The sequence below is a fragment of the Grylomicrobium aquisgranense genome (assembly GCF_033971865.1).
Classification (GTDB): domain Bacteria; phylum Bacillota_I; class Bacilli_A; order Erysipelotrichales; family Erysipelotrichaceae; genus Bulleidia; species Bulleidia massiliensis.
This window is the reverse complement of record NZ_JALBUR010000001.1, coordinates 63,610-80,670: the sequence shown is the minus strand read 5'-3', so window position 1 is coordinate 80,670 and position 17,061 is coordinate 63,610. Positions and strand designations below refer to the sequence as shown.

19 protein-coding genes and 1 other annotated feature are annotated in these 17,061 nt (G+C 49.4%); of the genes, 3 read left to right on the top strand and 16 right to left on the bottom strand.

The window, feature by feature from the left end; all coding sequences use genetic code 11:
* Positions 1 to 5 precede the first annotated feature (5 nt).
* Both MOZ60_RS00395 and MOZ60_RS00390 read right to left on the bottom strand, forming a co-directional pair.
* A complete protein-coding gene (locus MOZ60_RS00395; protein ID WP_370595245.1) occupies positions 6 to 515 on the bottom strand; it encodes a dCTP deaminase/dUTPase family protein in 510 nt (169 codons plus the stop codon).
* A complete protein-coding gene (locus MOZ60_RS00390) occupies positions 512 to 1,786 on the bottom strand; it encodes a patatin-like phospholipase family protein (RefSeq protein WP_108776114.1) in 1,275 nt (424 codons plus the stop codon). Before MOZ60_RS00390 ends, MOZ60_RS00395 begins: the two co-directional genes overlap by 4 nt.
* A gap of 117 nt (positions 1,787 to 1,903) precedes the next feature.
* On the opposite strand from MOZ60_RS00390, the gene MOZ60_RS00385 reads away from it, so the two are divergent.
* Positions 1,904 to 3,124, top strand: coding sequence for a D-alanine--D-alanine ligase family protein (locus MOZ60_RS00385; RefSeq protein WP_370595244.1), 1,221 nt, complete (start codon positions 1,904 to 1,906; stop codon positions 3,122 to 3,124).
* Positions 3,125 to 3,177: 53 nt separating this feature from the next.
* Here the strand turns inward: MOZ60_RS00385 and MOZ60_RS00380 are convergent, their stop codons facing one another.
* A complete protein-coding gene (locus MOZ60_RS00380; RefSeq protein ID WP_370595243.1) occupies positions 3,178 to 3,741 on the bottom strand; it encodes a TIGR01440 family protein in 564 nt (187 codons plus the stop codon).
* Positions 3,742 to 3,853: 112 nt separating this feature from the next.
* Here MOZ60_RS00380 and deoD point away from each other — a divergent pair, with 112 nt between their 5' ends.
* Positions 3,854 to 4,573, top strand: coding sequence for a purine-nucleoside phosphorylase (deoD, locus tag MOZ60_RS00375; protein WP_370595242.1), 720 nt, complete (start codon positions 3,854 to 3,856; stop codon positions 4,571 to 4,573).
* 67 nt (positions 4,574 to 4,640) lie between these two features.
* Positions 4,641 to 5,717: a 6-phosphofructokinase gene (locus tag MOZ60_RS00370; protein ID WP_277645027.1), complete on the top strand. Its 1,077-nt coding sequence runs from the start codon at positions 4,641 to 4,643 to the stop codon at positions 5,715 to 5,717.
* A gap of 42 nt (positions 5,718 to 5,759) precedes the next feature.
* On the opposite strand, the gene MOZ60_RS00365 is transcribed toward MOZ60_RS00370, so the two are convergent.
* The 13 genes from MOZ60_RS00365 to MOZ60_RS00305 all read right to left on the bottom strand — a co-directional run bounded on the left by MOZ60_RS00365 (position 5,760) and on the right by MOZ60_RS00305 (position 16,981).
* Positions 5,760 to 6,398: a trimeric intracellular cation channel family protein gene (locus tag MOZ60_RS00365; RefSeq protein ID WP_108776109.1), complete on the bottom strand. Its 639-nt coding sequence runs from the start codon at positions 6,396 to 6,398 to the stop codon at positions 5,760 to 5,762.
* A 46-nt stretch (positions 6,399 to 6,444) separates the two neighbouring features.
* Entirely contained in the window at positions 6,445 to 6,768 is a 324-nt protein-coding gene (gene hisE / locus MOZ60_RS00360) for a phosphoribosyl-ATP diphosphatase (protein WP_108776108.1), read from the bottom strand.
* On the bottom strand, positions 6,761 to 7,093 hold the full coding sequence (gene hisI / locus MOZ60_RS00355) for a phosphoribosyl-AMP cyclohydrolase (protein ID WP_370595241.1): 333 nt from the start codon (positions 7,091 to 7,093) through the stop codon (positions 6,761 to 6,763). The genes hisE and hisI overlap by 8 nt, the downstream gene beginning before the upstream one ends.
* Positions 7,090 to 7,851 (bottom strand): imidazole glycerol phosphate synthase subunit HisF, encoded by a 762-nt coding sequence (gene hisF, locus MOZ60_RS00350; RefSeq protein WP_370595240.1) that lies wholly within the window; start codon positions 7,849 to 7,851, stop codon positions 7,090 to 7,092. The genes hisI and hisF overlap by 4 nt, the downstream gene beginning before the upstream one ends.
* Positions 7,845 to 8,576, bottom strand: a complete 732-nt coding sequence (gene hisA, locus MOZ60_RS00345; RefSeq protein WP_108776105.1) for a 1-(5-phosphoribosyl)-5-[(5-phosphoribosylamino)methylideneamino]imidazole-4-carboxamide isomerase — start codon at positions 8,574 to 8,576, stop codon at positions 7,845 to 7,847. The genes hisF and hisA overlap by 7 nt, the downstream gene beginning before the upstream one ends.
* A complete protein-coding gene (hisH, locus tag MOZ60_RS00340) occupies positions 8,573 to 9,184 on the bottom strand; it encodes an imidazole glycerol phosphate synthase subunit HisH (protein ID WP_370595239.1) in 612 nt (203 codons plus the stop codon). The genes hisA and hisH overlap by 4 nt, the downstream gene beginning before the upstream one ends.
* Positions 9,181 to 9,762, bottom strand: coding sequence for an imidazoleglycerol-phosphate dehydratase HisB (gene hisB / locus MOZ60_RS00335; protein WP_277635357.1), 582 nt, complete (start codon positions 9,760 to 9,762; stop codon positions 9,181 to 9,183). The genes hisH and hisB overlap by 4 nt, the downstream gene beginning before the upstream one ends.
* A complete protein-coding gene (locus MOZ60_RS00330; protein WP_370595238.1) occupies positions 9,759 to 10,790 on the bottom strand; it encodes a pyridoxal phosphate-dependent aminotransferase in 1,032 nt (343 codons plus the stop codon). The genes hisB and MOZ60_RS00330 overlap by 4 nt, the downstream gene beginning before the upstream one ends.
* On the bottom strand, positions 10,777 to 12,063 hold the full coding sequence (hisD, locus tag MOZ60_RS00325) for a histidinol dehydrogenase (protein WP_370595237.1): 1,287 nt from the start codon (positions 12,061 to 12,063) through the stop codon (positions 10,777 to 10,779). The genes MOZ60_RS00330 and hisD overlap by 14 nt, the downstream gene beginning before the upstream one ends.
* The gene (gene hisG / locus MOZ60_RS00320; RefSeq protein ID WP_370595236.1) at positions 12,053 to 12,694 is read right to left on the bottom strand and encodes an ATP phosphoribosyltransferase; all 642 of its coding nucleotides are present in this window, start codon (positions 12,692 to 12,694) and stop codon (positions 12,053 to 12,055) included. The genes hisD and hisG overlap by 11 nt, the downstream gene beginning before the upstream one ends.
* Positions 12,691 to 13,797 carry an ATP phosphoribosyltransferase regulatory subunit gene (gene hisZ, locus MOZ60_RS00315; protein ID WP_277655286.1) on the bottom strand — a complete coding sequence of 369 codons (1,107 nt, stop codon included), beginning with the start codon at positions 13,795 to 13,797 and terminating at the stop codon, positions 12,691 to 12,693. Before hisZ ends, hisG begins: the two co-directional genes overlap by 4 nt.
* A gap of 38 nt (positions 13,798 to 13,835) precedes the next feature.
* Positions 13,836 to 14,070: a binding site (T-box leader), on the bottom strand.
* 42 nt (positions 14,071 to 14,112) lie between these two features.
* The gene (locus tag MOZ60_RS00310; RefSeq protein WP_370595235.1) at positions 14,113 to 16,605 is read right to left on the bottom strand and encodes an MSCRAMM family protein; all 2,493 of its coding nucleotides are present in this window, start codon (positions 16,603 to 16,605) and stop codon (positions 14,113 to 14,115) included.
* Positions 16,598 to 16,981: a hypothetical protein gene (locus tag MOZ60_RS00305; protein WP_370595234.1), complete on the bottom strand. Its 384-nt coding sequence runs from the start codon at positions 16,979 to 16,981 to the stop codon at positions 16,598 to 16,600. The genes MOZ60_RS00310 and MOZ60_RS00305 overlap by 8 nt, the downstream gene beginning before the upstream one ends.
* Positions 16,982 to 17,061: the final 80 nt, after the last annotated feature.

Here is a 17,061-nt window from a genome sequence, read left to right as displayed (position 1 = left end):
ATATCTCACTCTTTTCTATCTGTACTGCCGAATCCGCCGGTGCGCTTCGTGCTGACATCATCATCTTCGCTGATGCCAAATGGCACAAAGATCCCCTGCATAAAGGCCTGTCCTGCTGACAGTTCCAGCATCTTGCCATCAGATTCATTGGTCATTCTGGCAAAGATGTGGCCTTCATTGTCAGCCTGATAATAGTCACTGTCAATCACACCGACCGTGTTATCCAGCCGCAGTCTGTATTTAAAGCCAAGCGAACTGCGCGGAAACAGCAGAAATACGTAGGCCGGATCCATTTTAACACGGATCCCGGTCGCCACCAGAACACTCTGCCCCGGGGCGATCCGGATATCATACGGCATGCAGAAATCATAGCCTGCTGAACCGGCGGTTGCCCTTTCCGGCAATACAATGGCTTCATATGCTGCCTGGACATCACCGGTAAAGCCGGCTTTTTCTGCGCCTTTGACAAACTGGCCGAAACTGACCTTTTCGAATTTCCCTACTGTCTGTCTCATTCCTGTGAAAACTCCTTCATCCACATATAGATAAAATCGGCAGCTGCCTTTTCAAACGGATACAGGGTCAGAACGGTATTCTCATTGGCAAAGACATGATCCGGATAAAAATCCGCATGCAGCAGCCGGGCGATGGTTTCCTTCTGATCCAGCATCGTGCCAAGCTGACTGAATCCGTTTGGCTTATAGGAAAAATCTTCCTTTGCACAATCCGCAAATGATGCAAAGATCAGATTGCGTGCTTCCTTCAGTGTATATACCTTTGTTTCCTCAGCCTGGATCAGATCCAGCAGGAAGTCCATCATGCCTTCAAAGTAATTCTGCGGCTTGAGATATGGCAGCTGCATCCTGCTTTTCAATGTATCGGTGATAAAGGTATCTGAACGCAGACGGTCATTGATCATACCCGCCTGCTTGATGCGTGCTTCCAGCAGTTCGACATTGACATACCAGCGGTCAAAGAAATGCGGCCGGTGATACAGTGTGAATGTATACTTGTATCCCTTATAGCGGTCAAACATTTTGCCGGCATCATTGTAGCCAAGTGTGAACAGACGATTCAGGCGTTCCCGAGAGAAGTCCAGGAAGTCACCGGTTTCACTCTTGGGAAACATGTAGCGGATGTTTGCCCTGCCAACATAGCCGGGATGGTTTGGTGAATGGTTGAGGTCCATGACCAGTACTTCATCTGCGCCTAACCGCAATGCAAAGTCGATCGGACAGTTATCAAAATAGCCGCCGTCCACATAGTCAGTGCCGTCAATATTGCGCATTGGAAAAGCCGGGTAGGCACTAGCGGTAGCGACCAGCCAGTCTTCGCCATGTTCTTTCATCATGTCTTTGGTTACATAAACGCCTTCATGCCCTTTTGCTGTGGCAGCGATGCAGCCAAAATCGATTGGTGAAGAGAAGAATCTATCCGGATTGTACAGTTCATGCACGCGGCTCAGGAATGGTGAAATATCCAGTCCCTGGTCCTTGACATATTTGCGCAGTTCCTTGATGAATGCATCGCGTTCATTGAAGATTGTGCGCAGGTTCATGTCTGCCGGCGACATGCCGTTGAGGATCATATCCACAGACAGGTTGTCATACAGGGCAAACAGTTTATCGTAGTCTTTCTGCACGACAAGGCATGCATTCAGGGCCCCGACCGATGTGCCGGTCACAATATTCCAGTCATTTCGTCCCATTTCAATCAGGGCTTTGATGGCGCCGGCCTGATAGGCGCCTCTGGTGCCGCCGCCCGCCATTACGAGTGCTTTCTTCATATCTGCAGTCCTTTCTTGTATTCTCTCACTGACATTTTAGCATCCTGTGCCCTCATTTCTGATTCCATCCTGCAAAATGTGCAATTCAGGATATAATATCTTCCGGAGGTTTTGACTATGAAACTGAATGTTGGTGTCTTCTTCGGCGGCGAGTCCGTCGAGCATGAAGTCTCCGTGATTTCCGGCCATCAGGCCATGGCTGCCCTGGACCCGGAAAAATACAATGTAATTCCTGTTTATGTTGCCAAAAACAGAAAGCTGTATGTGTCTGATCTGCTGAATGACATCAGCAATTTCCGTGACCTGAATGCCCTTGTGTCCAAGTGCACACAGGTCATGCTTGCCAATGTAGACAATCAGGTACAGATTCTGCCGGTCAAGCATTCGATGTTCGGACCGAAGAATCTTGGCACGATTGATGTCGCCATCCCGGTGATGCATGGCACCAATGGTGAAGACGGCACCATTCAGGGTTTCTTTGAAATGCTGAAAGTGCCGTATGCAGGCTGCGATCTGTATGGGGCCGCAGTCGGTCAGGATAAGGTTCTCATGAAGCATATTCTCCACGATGCCGGTCTGCCGATGACTGACTGGTTCTGGGTCTATGGCTCTGAGATGGATACGCATCAGGATGAAATCCTGAAAAAGGTGCATCAGCTGATTTATCCGGTGATTCTGAAGCCGGCAAGAACAGGCTCTTCGGTAGGTATTGCCATTGCCCATAATGATGAAGAGTATCTGTCCTGCTTTGAAGATGCCCGCCAGTATGATGAGAAAGTCATTACGGAAAAGGTAGTCAAACCGATGCGTGAGATCAACTGCTCTGTATTGGGTGATGGCCACCATTGTGAAGCTTCTGTGCTGGAAGAGGTTACCAAGCAGTCTGCTGAGGACAATATGCTTGATTTCAAGGACAAGTATATGGGTGGCGCCAAGGGGTCTGCCAAGGGCGGCGTCAAGTCCGGTGCTTCCAAGGGTATGGCAAGCACTGCCCGCAGAGTGCCGGCGCCGTTAAGCAAAGAAGAAACCGAGATGATTCAGAAGTATGCCAGACAGACATTTGAAGTGCTGGGTGCTTCTGGTGTATGCCGCATCGACTTCATGATGGATGCGGAAACAAAGCATATCTATGTCAATGAGATCAATACCATTCCAGGTTCCCTTGCCTTCTATCTCTGGGAAGCAGGCGGTGTATCTTTCCCGCAGCTGATGGACAGACTTGTGCAGCAGGCACTGGACAGAGAAAGAAGAAGATCCCGTATGACCTTCTCATATGAGACAAACCTGCTGGCAAACTATTCTGCTCAGGGTGTCAAGGGTGCCAAGGGCGTAAAGTAAACAGATTTCTGAAAAGATGCTGTCACAGCATATTTGCTGTAGCAGCACCTTTTTTACATCAGATTTTCGTCATAGATGGCGCGCTGGCCGCCAACATACTTTGGTCTTCTGCGGGCACAGATGATATGCGCGGCGCCGATATGGTCAAATGAAATTCTGACTGGTACCACGACCGGATGAATATGCATGCCGATCAGGGTGCCGCCGATATCAATGCCGGCAGATGCTCTGGCATTGAGGCTTTCAACAAGTACCGGATGATGCATATGCGCATATGCCTGGGTGCCAAAAGCACCGCCGGCATGGTTTGGCTGAGGGATCGCATTGACCTGTTCAAGATCATATTTTTCCATGCATTCTGCTTCTACAACAAGTGCCCGGTTGAGATGTTCGCAGCACTGGGCAGCCAGGTAGAGATCTTGTTTCTTCAGGACGCCGGCAATGCCTTCATACAGCTGCGCGGCTGTATCCATCGAACTGTGGGTGCCGATCTTTTCACCAAGCACCTCACTTGTTGAGCAGCCGACCACAAAGATATCCCCTGGTTTCAGATGGGCCTGGGCAAGAATCTCTTCCACAGCGTTGGCTGCCTGTTCCCGTATATTCATTTCTTCCATGGTGCACACTTCCTTTCCCTATCATGATACTATGTGCCTCAGGATGTGTGGCAATGGTTTGTCTTTTGCGTGCATGATTTCTGCTATAATTGAGAAAAAGGAGTTTTGTGAAATGTCAACACCTCATAACAGTGCAGCGCCTGGCCAGATCGCTAAAACCGTTCTGATGCCGGGTGATCCGCTTCGTTCTAAATTCATTGCTGAGCACTTTCTCGACAATCCTGTGCTGGTTAACAATTTGCGCGGTGTACAGGGGTATACCGGCAGCTATCATGGCGTACCGGTTACCGTCATGGCCAGTGGAATGGGCATGCCTTCGATTGGCATCTATTCCTGGGAATTATTTAAGTTTTATGATGTCGACAACATCATCCGGGTTGGTTCTGCCGGTGCCTATACTGCTGATCTGAACCTGTTTGATGTCTTCCTGGCAGATGCAGCTTATTCGGAAAGCACCTATGCCCTTGTGCAGGGCGGCAATACCGCCCATACGCTGTATCCTTCTGCTGCATTGAATGCAAAGCTGGAAAAGGCAGCCGCAAAGCTTGGCATTGAACTGCATGAAGGCACGACCCATTCTTCGGATGTATTCTACCGTGCCAATGATGGCTACCTGCAGGATGTGATTTTAAATCATCACTGCAAGGTTGTGGAAATGGAGAGCTTTGCCCTGTTTGCCAATGCGGCAGTTCTGCATAAGAATGCGGCGACAATTCTGACGGTGTCAGATTCGTTTGTGACACATCAGGAGACAACCCCGCAGGAGAGAGAAGAAAGTTTTACAAGGATGATGCAGGTAGCGCTGGAAGCTGCTGCAGATCAGAGCTTGTGATGCTGGCTGTACAACACTACAATAAGAGCAGAGGAAAAAATGGTCTATTGGGGACCGGGAGGTAATCATGTTACGAATTGGAATGCTTACCAGCGGCGGTGACTGTCAGGCATTGAATGCTGCGATGCGCGGCGTGTTCAAGGGTGTGATGAACAATGCCAAGGAACCGGTAGAGTTTTATGGCTTTGAGGATGGCTACAAGGGAATGATCAATTCCCGTTTCCGCCTTCTGACAGAGGATGATTTCTCGAATATTCTGACTGTCGGCGGTACGATTCTTGGCACTTCCAGAACACCGTTCAAGGAGATTCACAATCCCCTGCCGGATGGCCGTGACAAAGTGGAGTGCATGAAGCAGACGTATTATAAGCTGCAGCTTGACTGCCTGGTTATGCTGGGCGGCAATGGCTCTGCCAAGACTGCCAACCTTCTTTCTGAAGAAGGACTGAATGTGATCACCCTGCCGAAGACAATTGATAATGATCTGTGGGGCACAGATATGACATTTGGCTTCCAGTCCGCTGTGGATATTGCGACACGCTGCATTGATGAGATTCATACAACTGCATCCTCACATGGCCGTGTGTTCATTGTTGAAGTGATGGGCCACAAAGTTGGATGGCTGCCGTTGAATGCGGGCATTGCCGGTGGTGCTGATATCATTCTGCTGCCGGAGATCCCGTATGATCTGGATAAGATTATTGATGTGATTGAAACACGTGACCGTCAGGGCAAGCGGTTTACGATCATGGCTGTTGCAGAAGGTGCTATTTCCAAGCAGGATGCACAGCTGAGCAAGAAAGATTACCGCAAGAAGCTGGAAAAGTATACATTCCCTTCTGTTTCGTATGAACTGGCAGATCAGATTACCAAGAAGACCGGCCGTGAAGTGCGTGTGACGATTCTCGGCCACATTCAGCGCGGCGGCACGCCGGTTGCGTATGACCGTGTCTTTGCATCAAGGCTTGGTGCAGAGGCTGCAAGACTGATTCTGAAGAAGAAGTATGGCGTCATGGTTGCCTATAAGAACCGTGAGATGACAACCGTTCCGCTGGCAGAGGTCGCTGGCAAGCTGAAATATGTAGATCCTAATGCAGAGATCATCAAGGAAGCCAAGTCGATCGGCATCAGCTTTGGTGACTGATACAAAAAAGGAGACAGCTACGGCTGTCTTTTATTGTGCTGTTTATGACTGCACTCTTGGAAGTGACCAGCGGTAGCGGGCTGCCAGCAGGCGGATGAGCACGATGATGCCGGTGCCAATATAGATCGCTGTATAGGGATCACTGTGGCGGAAAAGATACAAAGAAATCAGTGCCCCGGCAATAGAAGCCACGGCATAAACATGCTTGGAGAAAATCTCCGGCAGGATATGGATGGATACATCTCTGAGAAAGCCGCCGCCTACACCAGTGACAACACCGGAGAAAATGACCAGGAATCCATTGTCTGCGGAAAATCTGGTGATGGCAGTATACATGCCTGCGGTTGTGAACACGCCAAGGCCGATCGAATCTCCTAACAGAAGGATTACCCGGAAAGAATGGTTGTTCATGGAGGTGCCGGAGCGGATTTCATCTCTGGCAATCAGAAAAACAACAACAGAAATCAATGCCGCCGTGAGGACATACATGGAGTTGACGAATGCAATCGGCGGAAAGATGCCAAGGATGATGTCACGGATGACACCGCCGGCAGTTGCAGTCATCACGCCAAGGGCAATGATGCCGAACAGATCAAGGCCGGCATGGACAGCTGTAATGGCACCACTGATGGCAAAGGCAGCTGTACCAATCATTTGGAATACAGTCAGAAAATCTTCCATATGAAAAAACCTTCTTCCCTATTGTACGGGAAGGAGGCTCATTGTGCTAATACTTTTCAATTTTGCGGCGTTCTGGTTTCAGATTATGCTGCTTTGCCTCACGCTCTTTTGCTACACGGTCAAAATCTGCTGGCGTAATACCTTTGGCAGCCATCAGCACCAGCAGATGGTAGGCAAGATCATTCAGTTCGTTGATCAGATCCTCATTGCTCTGTGACAAAGCTGCGATCACTGTTTCGGTGCTTTCTTCTCCTACTTTTTTCAGAATTTTCTCCAGTCCTTTGTCAAACAGATAATTGGTATAGCTGCCCTCTTCCGGATTCTCTTTGCGGTCCAGAATGACTTCATACATCTTTTCAAGCTCACTCATCCACTTCTTCTCCTTCCATATTGCGGTAAAAACAGCTTGTATGGCCGGTATGACATGCCGGTCCATCCGGGTCTACGAGTAATAAGATGGTATCCTCATCACAGTCTACCAGAATCTTTTTCACATGCTGGAAATTGCCGCTTGTTTCTCCTTTTGTCCACAGTTCCTTCCGGCTGCGGCTGTAGAATACAGCAAGCCCGGTCTCCATTGTTTTCTTCAGGCTTTCCTGATTCATGTAGGCAAGCATCAGCACCTTTTTACTTGTGGCATCCTGCACAATGCAGGGCACAAGGCCATTGCCTTTTTTAAAGTCAATTCTCATCATAGGCGTACCGGAATCCCTTCTTTCTGCAGATACTGCTTGACCTGTTTTACCGTCAATGTGCCATAGTGGAAAAGCGAAGCGGCCAATGCGGCATCGGCAGCATCCGCCTTGAACAGGCTGCCAAAGTCTTCCAGACAGCCACAGCCGCCGCTGGCAATGATCGGTACTCTGACTGTTTTCCGCACTGCCTGGCACAATGGCAGATCATAGCCTTTCTTTGTGCCATCGGCATCCATGGATGTTAACAGAATTTCACCTGCCCCCATGGCAACGGCATCCTCTGCCCACTGAATGGCATCGATCCCGGTATCCAGCGTGCCGCCTTCAATCACAACATTCCAGCCAGTGTCATCTTTTCTGCGGCGGGCATCCAGAGCCAGAACCATGCACTGACTGCCATAGCGGCGTGCACCTTCCTGCAGCAGATTGGGATTACGGACGGCAGCACTGTTGAGGGACACTTTATCTGCACCAGACCACAGCATACGGTGTACATCTTCCAAAGAACCAATACCGCCGCCGACCGTAAAGGGAATGGCAATGCGGGAAGCTACTTTTTCCACCATGTCTGCCATTGTTTTTCTGCCTTCCTGGGTTGCCGCAATATCGAGAAAAAACAGTTCATCAGCACCCTGTCTGTTATAGACATCTGCCATTTCAACCGGATCACCAACTTCTTTCAATCCCTGGAAGTGAATGCCTTTGACTGTTTTTCCATCTTTGACATCCAGACATGGAATGATTCTTTTTGTCAGCATGTCCCCTCCTTTTTCTCATATCTGGCAATTGCCTCAAACAGGTTGATTCTGCCTTCATACAATGCCTTGCCGCAGATCACGCCTGCCACTCCCGTATGTGTCAGTGCCTGCAGGTCATCCATACTGCCAACGCCGCCGCTGGCAATCACATTCACATGTTTCAATTGACACAGTTCGCTGTACATTGCCGTGTTGATGCCGCGCATCGTGCCATCCCGGCTGATATCGGTGGCGATGATTGTCTGTACGCCAAGTTCCGCCATCTTTTCAGCCACAGACTGATAGGTTTGATCTGATGACTGCAGCCAGCCATTGAGTGCCACGATGCCATTTCTTGCATCGATGCCAACAGCAATGCGGCTGCCATAACGGGCAAGTGCTTCTTTCAGCAGCTCTTCATTCTCCAGGGCAGCGGTGCCAAGGATGACTCTGGAAATACCGCCTTCCAGATACAGGCGGATATCAGACATGGTACGGATTCCGCCGCCGACTTCTGTATGAATGCCGGCTGCGATGGCGGCATCGAGAATAGCACCTGAGTTTACCGGATGCTGGGCCTTTGCCCCATCAAGATCCACCATATGCAGCCAGGAAGCGCCCTGATGCGCAAATGTAACCGCTGTATCTTTGATGGAACTGGCAACTTTTGTCTTTCTGCTGTAGTCACCCTGGACAAGACGGACCGGTACACCGTCGATGATGTCAATAGCCGGAAGGATGATCATATGTCTGCCTCCACAAAATAGCGCAGTACTGCTCTGCCGTCATCACTGCTTTTTTCAGGATGGAACTGACAGCCAAGAATATGATCTCTGCCAACCAGGCCTGGCACGTTGTTTTTTCCATCCACTGAGATGCCGAATACCTGGGCAGGATCCGTACCGGAAGCGAAGTAACTATGCACATAGTACATATATGGATGCCCGGACAACAGAGAGAAGATGGGGTGTGGATTCACTCGTTCCAGCAGGTTCCAGCCGACTTCCGGGATACGGATATCATCGCCCTGCAGGCGGATAATGTTTCCTTTCAGCAGGCCGAGTCCTTTGTGAAAGCCGTCTTCTTCACTGCTTTCATACAGCATCTGCATACCCAGGCAGATTCCAAGCAGCGGCTTTCCTTTGGCGGTCTGTGCAAGAATCATCTGATCCAGACCGTTTTCTTTCAGCATAGCCATACCGTCGCCGAAGGCACCAACGCCTGGCAGAATGAGTTTGTCACAGGCAGAAAGGACTGCTGGGTCGCCGGATACAACAGTTTTGGCAGCAAGATCAGCCAGGGCATGTTTCAAAGAAAACAGGTTGCCTGCTCCATAATCGATGATGCCGATCATGCCAGACTTCCCTTCGTGCTGAAGACACCGCCGCCGGTTGTTGTCACAGCAGCCTTAAGAGCATGTCCAAGTGCCTTGAAGACTGCCTCAATCTTATGGTGGTCATTTTCACCATACAGGATATTGACATGGAGAGTGATCAGGGAATTGAAGGCAAAGGCACGCAGGAATTCCGGTACCATTTCTGTTGACATGGCACCGACTGTTTCACGGTCGAAATTGCCATGAAAAACAATAAAAGGCCGTCCGGAACAGTCCAGGTCCACTCTTGCCAGTGCTTCATCCATGACGCAGGAAAAGGATCCGTATCTGGCAATGCCCGCCTTGCTGCCAAGTGCTTCTTTGACAATGATGCCAAGCACAATTCCGATATCTTCAATGGTGTGATGATCATCCACATCAAGATCCCCTTTTGCTTTCACGACCAGATCAAAGCCGCCATGGAAGGCAAACAGGGTAAGCATATGATTGAGAAAACCGATGCCGGTATCAATATCTGTTTTTCCTGTGCCATCCAGGTTAATGCTGGCATAGACGTCTGTTTCTTTGGTCACACGGTGAAATTCTGCTTTTCTCATGATTTTTCTCCTTCATATGACTGAATGGCTTTCCAGACAAGCTGATTTTCTTCCTGGGTGCCGATGGAAATACGGAAATACGAAGTCCCATTGTATGTGCGGATCACAATGCCTTCTGCCTGCAGACAGGCGAGCAGTCCATCCAGATCCTCTGCTTTTCCATAGATGAAATTTGCCTGGGATGGCCAGACTTTCAGCCGTTTAAAACCGGAAAGTCTTTGATAAAGCCATTGCCGCTGTATCCTGATGTCTTTTACAAAATCTGCCACATCAATTTCAGGAATCAGAGCAGCCGCAATCGCCATTGACAAAGAGTTCATTGCATATGGTACAAAGTCTGCCTTCAAAGCTGACATCCTGTCGGCATTTCCAACCAGAAAACCTACCCGCATTGCGGCCAGTCCATATGCCTTGGACAGCGTTCTTGTTACAAACAGATTGTCATACTGATCAATCAATGGCAGTACAGATTCATCATCCGCAAAGTCCATATACGCCTCATCGATGACGACCGGAATATCTTTGAAGTTCTGCACAAGTTTTTCGATATCCGTACGGGGGATCAGGGATCCGGTTGGATTATTGGGATTGGAGAAAAGGATCATGTCAGCATTTTCTTTTTTTCCAAAAGCGATCAGATCATCGATCTTGACACCGCCGCCTTCGTCCTGCCTGTATCCAACCGTCTTTGCATCAATGGAGCCGGCATAGTACTGATACATGGAGAAATCCGGATTCAATGTCAGTAAAGTCTTTCCTTTGCCAAGATATGTCGTAATCAGATAGCCAAGCATCTGGTCGCTGCCATTGCCAGCCAGCAGGCAGTCTTCTGAAATACCCATCTTTTTGCCAAAGGCAGAAAGCAATTCTGTTTCAGCAGGATCCGGATAGCGGTTGTAGGAAATCTTTGTGACAATGTCAGCTGCTTTCTGCAGCAGTTGTGCAGAAAGATTCAGGCTGCTTTCATTCGCATTGAGCAGGATTCTGCCATCCCGCTTTGCGGCTGTATAGGCATTAGTTTTTCCCATTGCGCACCTCCACTGCCCTGGCATGGGCTTCCAGCTGTTCCTCTTCTGCCAGAATCATGATATCGTCTCCATCCTGCTGCAGAGCCTTTTTTGAATAGTGCAGGAAACAGGAGCGGTGGACAAAGGCATCGACGCCAAGGGCACTGGCAAAGCGTGCTGTGCCGCCGGTTGGCAGCACATGGTTGGTACCGCCATAGTAGTCACCGATTGGCTCACAAGTATCATAGCCAAGGAATACGGAGCCTGCATTTTTGACCTGAGAGAGATACGGCATCGGGTCCTTGATCATCAGTTCCAGATGTTCCGGGGCAATGGCATTTGCATAGGCAATGCACTGTTCCAGTGATTCCGCAACAATCGATCTGCCATAATCACGGATCGAAGCACTGGCTATTTCTTTCTTTGGCAGTGTTTCCAGCTGTCTTTTAAGTTCTTTGTTGACATGATCCAGGAAAGAGCGGGATGTCGTCAGCAGAATGGCTGATGCCATCGGATCGTGTTCCGCCTGGGAAAGAAGATCTGCTGCACAGCAGGCAGGATCAGCGCCATCATCCGCAATAACAAGGATTTCACTGGGGCCGGCAATCATATCGATATCAACTCTGCCAAAGACAAGTTTCTTGGCTGCGGCTACAAAGATATTGCCAGGACCCGTGATCTTATCTACCGGGGCAATGCTTTCTGTTCCCCAGGCAAGTGCGGCAATGGCCTGAGCACCGCCGACCTTATAGATTTCACAGACGCCGGCCAGTCTTGCCGCAAAGGCAATATTGGGATTCAGACGGCCGTCTTTTCCTGGCGGAGTTACCATGACAATACGCTTGACGCCTGCCACTTTGGCGGGGATGACGTTCATGAGTACGGAGGAAGGATACTGGGCACGGCCGCCTGGGACATAGATGCCAACCGATGCCAGCGGCAATACCCGCTGACCCAGATAGACACCAGGCTCCCGTTCCATCAGATAGGAGTTTGTCTTCTGCGCCATGTGGAAAGCAGTGATATTGTCTTTGGCTCTTGTCAAAGCTTCCCGGAATTTCTTGTCTGTCAGAGCACATGCATCATCGATTTCTTTTTCAGAAACACGGAAATTTTCAATCTCGACACCATCAAACTGACGGGTATAGTCCTTCAGGGCAGCGTCGCCTTCCTGTTTGACACGTTTGATGATTTCATTGACTTTCAGAAGAATGTCACTGGAGATATCACTTGTGCGGCTGTCCAGATACGCACGCAGCTGCTTTGGATTGTCTGCTTTGATTTCACTTAACATTTTCTGCCTCCTTCACTGTTTCCAGATCTTTCAGAAATGCCATGACTTCCGGCCGCTTCAGTTTGAATGCGGCTTTGTTTACGATTGCCCTTGCGCTGATGGGACAGACAGTATCATAGACTACCAGCCCGTTTTCCCTGAGTGTTGTACCGGTTTCCATGATATCGACAATGCCATCGCACAGTCCCAGGATCGGAGCCAGTTCCACTGAGCCATCAATCTTGATAATTTCTACATCTTTGCCTTTGTTCAGAAAATACTGCCTGGTCACTTCAGGATATTTGGAGCCGATCTTGATGTGGCCGCTTTTGGTCAGGGGATTGTGATCCGGCAGTGATGCACAGATGAAGCGGCATCTGCCAATGCCAAGATCCAGCATTTCATAGTAATCACTGCCGCCTTCCATCAGGGTATCCTTGCCTACGATGCCAATATCTGCCACCCCATGTTCAACATAGGTGATGCAGTCATTGGCTTTCACCAGGAAATAGCGAATATCTTTGCGTGTATCTGGAAAGACAAGAGCGCGTCCTTTGTTTTGCAGTTTTTCAACACCATATCCGGCTTTGGCCAGCATCGCGGTTGTCTGCTGTTCCAGTCTTCCCTTGGTCAGTGCAATCGAAAGACTCACAATACCACCTCCATCTTTTCTACATCCGCGGCTTCCAGAACAACCGGGCCGTCTTTGCGCAGCTGTTTTGCTTTCTGCAGAGCAGCCTCAATCTGTCCTTTTGGATAGCGCAGACGCCGTACCTCTGTATTCTCATCGTCGAAAAGGTCCAGCAGGTAGTCCAGTTTGATGCCAAAGCCGCATGCTGGCAGGTCACGGCCGAACTTCTTAAGCAGGTCGTCATAACGGCCGCCAGAGAGAATAGCGGTGGCAGCGCCATCGGCATAGGCTTCAAAGATGATACCGGTGTAATAGTCAAGATGCGGGACTTTGCCAAGGTCATATGCGATATGGCTTTCCGGATCCAGACGTTTCATCATTTCGCCAAGTTCCTTCATGCGCTCCACTTCTGCTTCCAGACGGCTGTCAAAGCAAAGTGTCCGGGCTTTTTCCAGACATTCTTCTGTTCCGGAAAGCAGCGGCAGCTGCGTGAAGAAAGAGGTTTCCGGCTCTGACAGTGACAGCGAACTTACAAACGTTTCCAGATCAGGCATTGCCTTGCGGTCGACCAGGTCTGCCATCGCGGCAGTATCTTCTTTACAGATCCTGCAGAGTCTTGCCGCAAGGCGGAAGAAATCAGAATTGCCGATTTCGAGAATATAGTTTTTCAAGCCAAGCTGTTTGAGCACTTCATCGGCGAGGCTGAGAATTTCCGGATCACTCTGGCTGTCCTCTCCGATCAGTTCCACACCGCAGTCACGCACTTCATTGCGCTTGCCTGCAAAGGACTGGCGTACCTTATATACATTCTCACCATAAAAGAAACGAAACGGCGGTTTTTCATCACGGTACTTGCTGGCCGCAACACGTGCAATCGGCACGGTCATATCTGTCCGCAGGGTCAGGATCTGACCGTCCTGGTCAAAGAACTTATAGATTTCCGTGTCTTTCAGACTGGCATATGCCCTTGCATAAGTCTGATAAAACTCAATATCCGGCGTGACAATCTGCTGATAGCCGGCATTGGCAAACACAGCTTCTACTTTCTGCTGCAGCCGCTGGCGTTTCTGAGCCTGTGCTGATGTCAGATCCCGCAGACCGGACGGTGCTTCAATCATCTTCATCTTTCTCATCTCTCCTGTAAACAAAAAGGACATCCCACGCAAGGGACGCCCGCAACGTTGTTCCACCCAATTTCACTGTCATCTCACGATCAACAGCCTCATGAAGTACTATCATACTCCTGTGCTGTAACGTGCACTCACGGACCTTCTTACTTTTTTCAGAAGAACAGCTCCAAGATGTGTTTTCACAAAGACCTCCGTATTTCCTTTCACCAAAGCGGAAACTCTCTTGCAGCTTCAGTCTGTGTTACTTTTTCTCTTCCCTGCTTTTGTGCTTTCATTGTAGTTTCAGTGAAAATGTATGTCAACGCATTTTTAATGAAACTTTTTACATACAAACAGGATACCTGTAACGCCTGCCAGTGCCGCAGCTGCCATGATTCCTTTATTCTGCTTCTGTTCCTTTACAATCTGTTCCATGTCTTTCACCGGTTCAGCCTGCTTCTGTTTTTCCTGTTTTCCTGTCTGCAGCTTTGTTTGGATCGTAATGGTTTCTTCCTGCTCTGGTTCATCAATGGGAACGGTATAGAGAACCGGCTTTGTGTATTGCTGATAGCCATCCGGGGCAGAAAGCTCTGCAATCTGATAGCTTTCTCCTGGTGAAACGATGCCCATGCCAATGCGATCTGCCTGCTCACTGCTTGTCCAGCTGACAAGCTGATTACCGGCAAGATCAAGCAAAGCCATCTCAGCGCCGGAAACATGTCTTCCCTGTTCATCCACCCGTTCTACCTGCAGGGATGCCTGCTGCAGCTGCAGAAAGACCTGCACAGTCTGTTTTGCCTGTGCCTCAACAGATACGGTTTTCTTTGTACGGTAATGATATCTGCCTGGCTGTTCCATCATGACATAATACGTACCCTGAGGCATCTCAAAGTGAATCATGCCATTGTCATCTGTGCGCCCTCTTGCATACTGGCCATGGATATCTTTGGCCATACTGGATAAATTCTTTCTGGTGCACAAAGCCACTGCAGCACCGCCAGGCGCTGCTTCCATTTTGAGCGAAACAGACGCAAAAGACTGCAGTTTCAGCACTGGCTCTATATCTGTTTCCGGTTTCTGTAAAGGCATGCGGAAACGGATGGCACGGCCGCCTGTATAGCCTGCCGGCAATGTTTTTAACTGCAGGGAGTACACCCTGCCGCGCTGCAGCTGTATCTGTCCGGGAGCACCTTCAAATACGATATCGCCGTTTTCATCCAGCAACTGTACTTGTGCCTCGTGTACATCACTGTCAGAATCTTTGACGGCAAGGCTGACGATGACTGGCTGTGCGGCTATGGCAATTGTGCGTGCACTTGTCTTCTGGGAATCGATCACAATTGGATGGATTTCCTGATCCGGATACTGATCCAGTCCGCAGTCTGTCTGTTTCAGGTAATATGTCCCGTCTTTCAGCATCAAATTTTCCCATCCCATCAGCGGATGGCGCAGCACATCGAAGGCGGACAGCGTACATTCTTTGTCTGCAAACAGTTCATACCCTGCCGACTGCGGCAGCTGAAAGTCGGTCAGAACATACGGGATCACATCCAGCATGACATCGAAGCTTTCCAGCTTTTCTGCCTTGATTTCTGTGCTGCCTGCAGAGACATAGCCAGAAGGCAGATTGACCGGCGTCAATCGCAGAAGATCATGTTCTTTCAGGCCGCTAAGAAATACACGCGGCGTTGCCGGAAGAATGGTTTCACTGTGCTGGCTGAGGTTTTCCACGCGGATTTCACACTTGTCCAGCAGCTGGCGCGTTGTCTGATTGCGCACAGAAACAGCAAAGGAAAATGGTTTTCCTGCCATGGCAAGATGCAGATCTTTTTCTTTATGCAGTGGAACAGATACCTCTATAGGATCGATTGCATAGCAGTCAGAAAGCGGTGAAGAATACAGGGTATATGTGCTGTCCCTGCGAACAGGGATATCATGAATCTGCTCATCACTGTCCCACTCTGCCACTTTTTCCTTCTGCTCATTTTCCAGCCAGAGATGGTACTGTCCGCTGTCAACGGAAATGGACAGTACCGGTTTTTCCAATGGGATTTCCAGCCGGACAGTTTCGTGCCGGGATGGATCAACAGTAATGGCATGCAGGGTATCGTCCTGATAGTATGATGGATCATCTATGGATCTGCGGTAATACCATGTACCTTTGGCAAGCCCGCTGTCTGTATCAATGGGATGCTCTCCTTTTTCATCCGCAAAGAAGGAAACGGACAGCCCCGGGATCTGTGGAACCTCAATCACTGCTGTATCTTCATACCGATGCGTAATTTCCTTTTTTTCGGGATGACGGGAATCCATATAGATTTCCGTGTCAGGAAAAGCAGACACATTCGGGATTTTCTCTTTCTGGCGCAATGTATAGGAATGATCAGGAAGAATCAGGCTGCCAATCTCCAGTGTTCCATCTTTCACCAGCAGTTCTGTTTCCTTCTCATCATCCTGCAGGATAAAAACCGGATCTGTGACTGCATTTGTCTCGGTGGCATCTTCCAGACTCACAGAAACTTGGATTGGCTGCAGCGTGATCTCTTTCTTCTGTGTCATTTCCACAGGTTCTGCAAGGTCATAATAGCCAGTCAGCGGCTTTTCAAGACGGATGAAAGATCCCGCCGGCACTTGAAACGTGCCGCTGTCATCTGTGATGCATACCGATTCTTCCGTAAAGTCTTTCTGCTGGCTGACAAGAAGGCGGACATTGGCAGCCGGCTTTGTATCTGTTAACAGCCGTGTTTCAATCAGTGCGGGCTGTTTGTCCAGCTGCCAGATGGCAGCCCCGATGAAAACCCCGAGCAGCAGCGGCTTATGCATAAGCTGTCTCCATACACAGGTGTGTCTGTGAGATCAGATCATGAAACAGCAGATCTTCAATGCAGGTATTCAGTTCTATGGGATCCATGCCTTTTTCAACTGCCACATGGCGCAGATCCTCATGGCCGATGACAGTGCGCCACAGCAGAATCCGGCTTTCAATGCCATTTTCCTTTTCAATCCTGTCCAGCATGTTTTCAATGGAGGCGATCTTCTCATCTACTTTGTTCAGTGCTTCAACCTCCGTACTGCACGGACTGCCATTGGAACGGGCCATTCTGATTCTGTCACGCAGAATCTGCAGCTGCACGACATAGCTGCTGTACTGCCCGCACTCGTGTTTCAAATGCGTCAATGTTGTGTGATTGGAATTCATCTTTTGTCCTCCTTGCTGTGCTTCCTTCTCTCTATGCCCGCAAAAAACGCGGATTCCCTGAAAAATGATTGGTTTCCGGA

Coding starts and splice junctions, on each gene's coding strand:
- hisE (WP_108776108.1), bottom strand. CDS start 6,768: ATGAGTGAGCTTGAAAAGATGTATGAAGTCATTCTGGACCGCAAAGAG.
- MOZ60_RS00370 (WP_277645027.1), top strand. CDS start 4,641: ATGTTACGAATTGGAATGCTTACCAGCGGCGGTGACTGTCAGGCATTG.
- MOZ60_RS00395 (WP_370595245.1), bottom strand. CDS start 515: ATGAGACAGACAGTAGGGAAATTCGAAAAGGTCAGTTTCGGCCAGTTT.
- MOZ60_RS00365 (WP_108776109.1), bottom strand. CDS start 6,398: ATGGAAGATTTTCTGACTGTATTCCAAATGATTGGTACAGCTGCCTTT.
- MOZ60_RS00380 (WP_370595243.1), bottom strand. CDS start 3,741: ATGGAAGAAATGAATATACGGGAACAGGCAGCCAACGCTGTGGAAGAG.
- hisD (WP_370595237.1), bottom strand. CDS start 12,063: ATGTTAAGTGAAATCAAAGCAGACAATCCAAAGCAGCTGCGTGCGTAT.
- hisH (WP_370595239.1), bottom strand. CDS start 9,184: ATGATCGGCATCATCGATTATGGAGCAGGCAACCTGTTTTCTTTGAAA.
- hisI (WP_370595241.1), bottom strand. CDS start 7,093: ATGATGAGAATTGACTTTAAAAAAGGCAATGGCCTTGTGCCCTGCATT.
- MOZ60_RS00305 (WP_370595234.1), bottom strand. CDS start 16,981: ATGAATTCCAATCACACAACATTGACGCATTTGAAACACGAGTGCGGG.
- MOZ60_RS00385 (WP_370595244.1), top strand. CDS start 1,904: ATGAAACTGAATGTTGGTGTCTTCTTCGGCGGCGAGTCCGTCGAGCAT.
- MOZ60_RS00390 (WP_108776114.1), bottom strand. CDS start 1,786: ATGAAGAAAGCACTCGTAATGGCGGGCGGCGGCACCAGAGGCGCCTAT.
- hisB (WP_277635357.1), bottom strand. CDS start 9,762: ATGAGAAAAGCAGAATTTCACCGTGTGACCAAAGAAACAGACGTCTAT.
- hisA (WP_108776105.1), bottom strand. CDS start 8,576: ATGATCATCCTTCCGGCTATTGACATCATCGACGGTGTACCGGTCCGT.
- MOZ60_RS00330 (WP_370595238.1), bottom strand. CDS start 10,790: ATGGGAAAAACTAATGCCTATACAGCCGCAAAGCGGGATGGCAGAATC.
- hisF (WP_370595240.1), bottom strand. CDS start 7,851: ATGCTGACAAAAAGAATCATTCCATGTCTGGATGTCAAAGATGGAAAA.
- MOZ60_RS00310 (WP_370595235.1), bottom strand. CDS start 16,605: ATGCATAAGCCGCTGCTGCTCGGGGTTTTCATCGGGGCTGCCATCTGG.
- deoD (WP_370595242.1), top strand. CDS start 3,854: ATGTCAACACCTCATAACAGTGCAGCGCCTGGCCAGATCGCTAAAACC.
- hisZ (WP_277655286.1), bottom strand. CDS start 13,797: ATGAAGATGATTGAAGCACCGTCCGGTCTGCGGGATCTGACATCAGCA.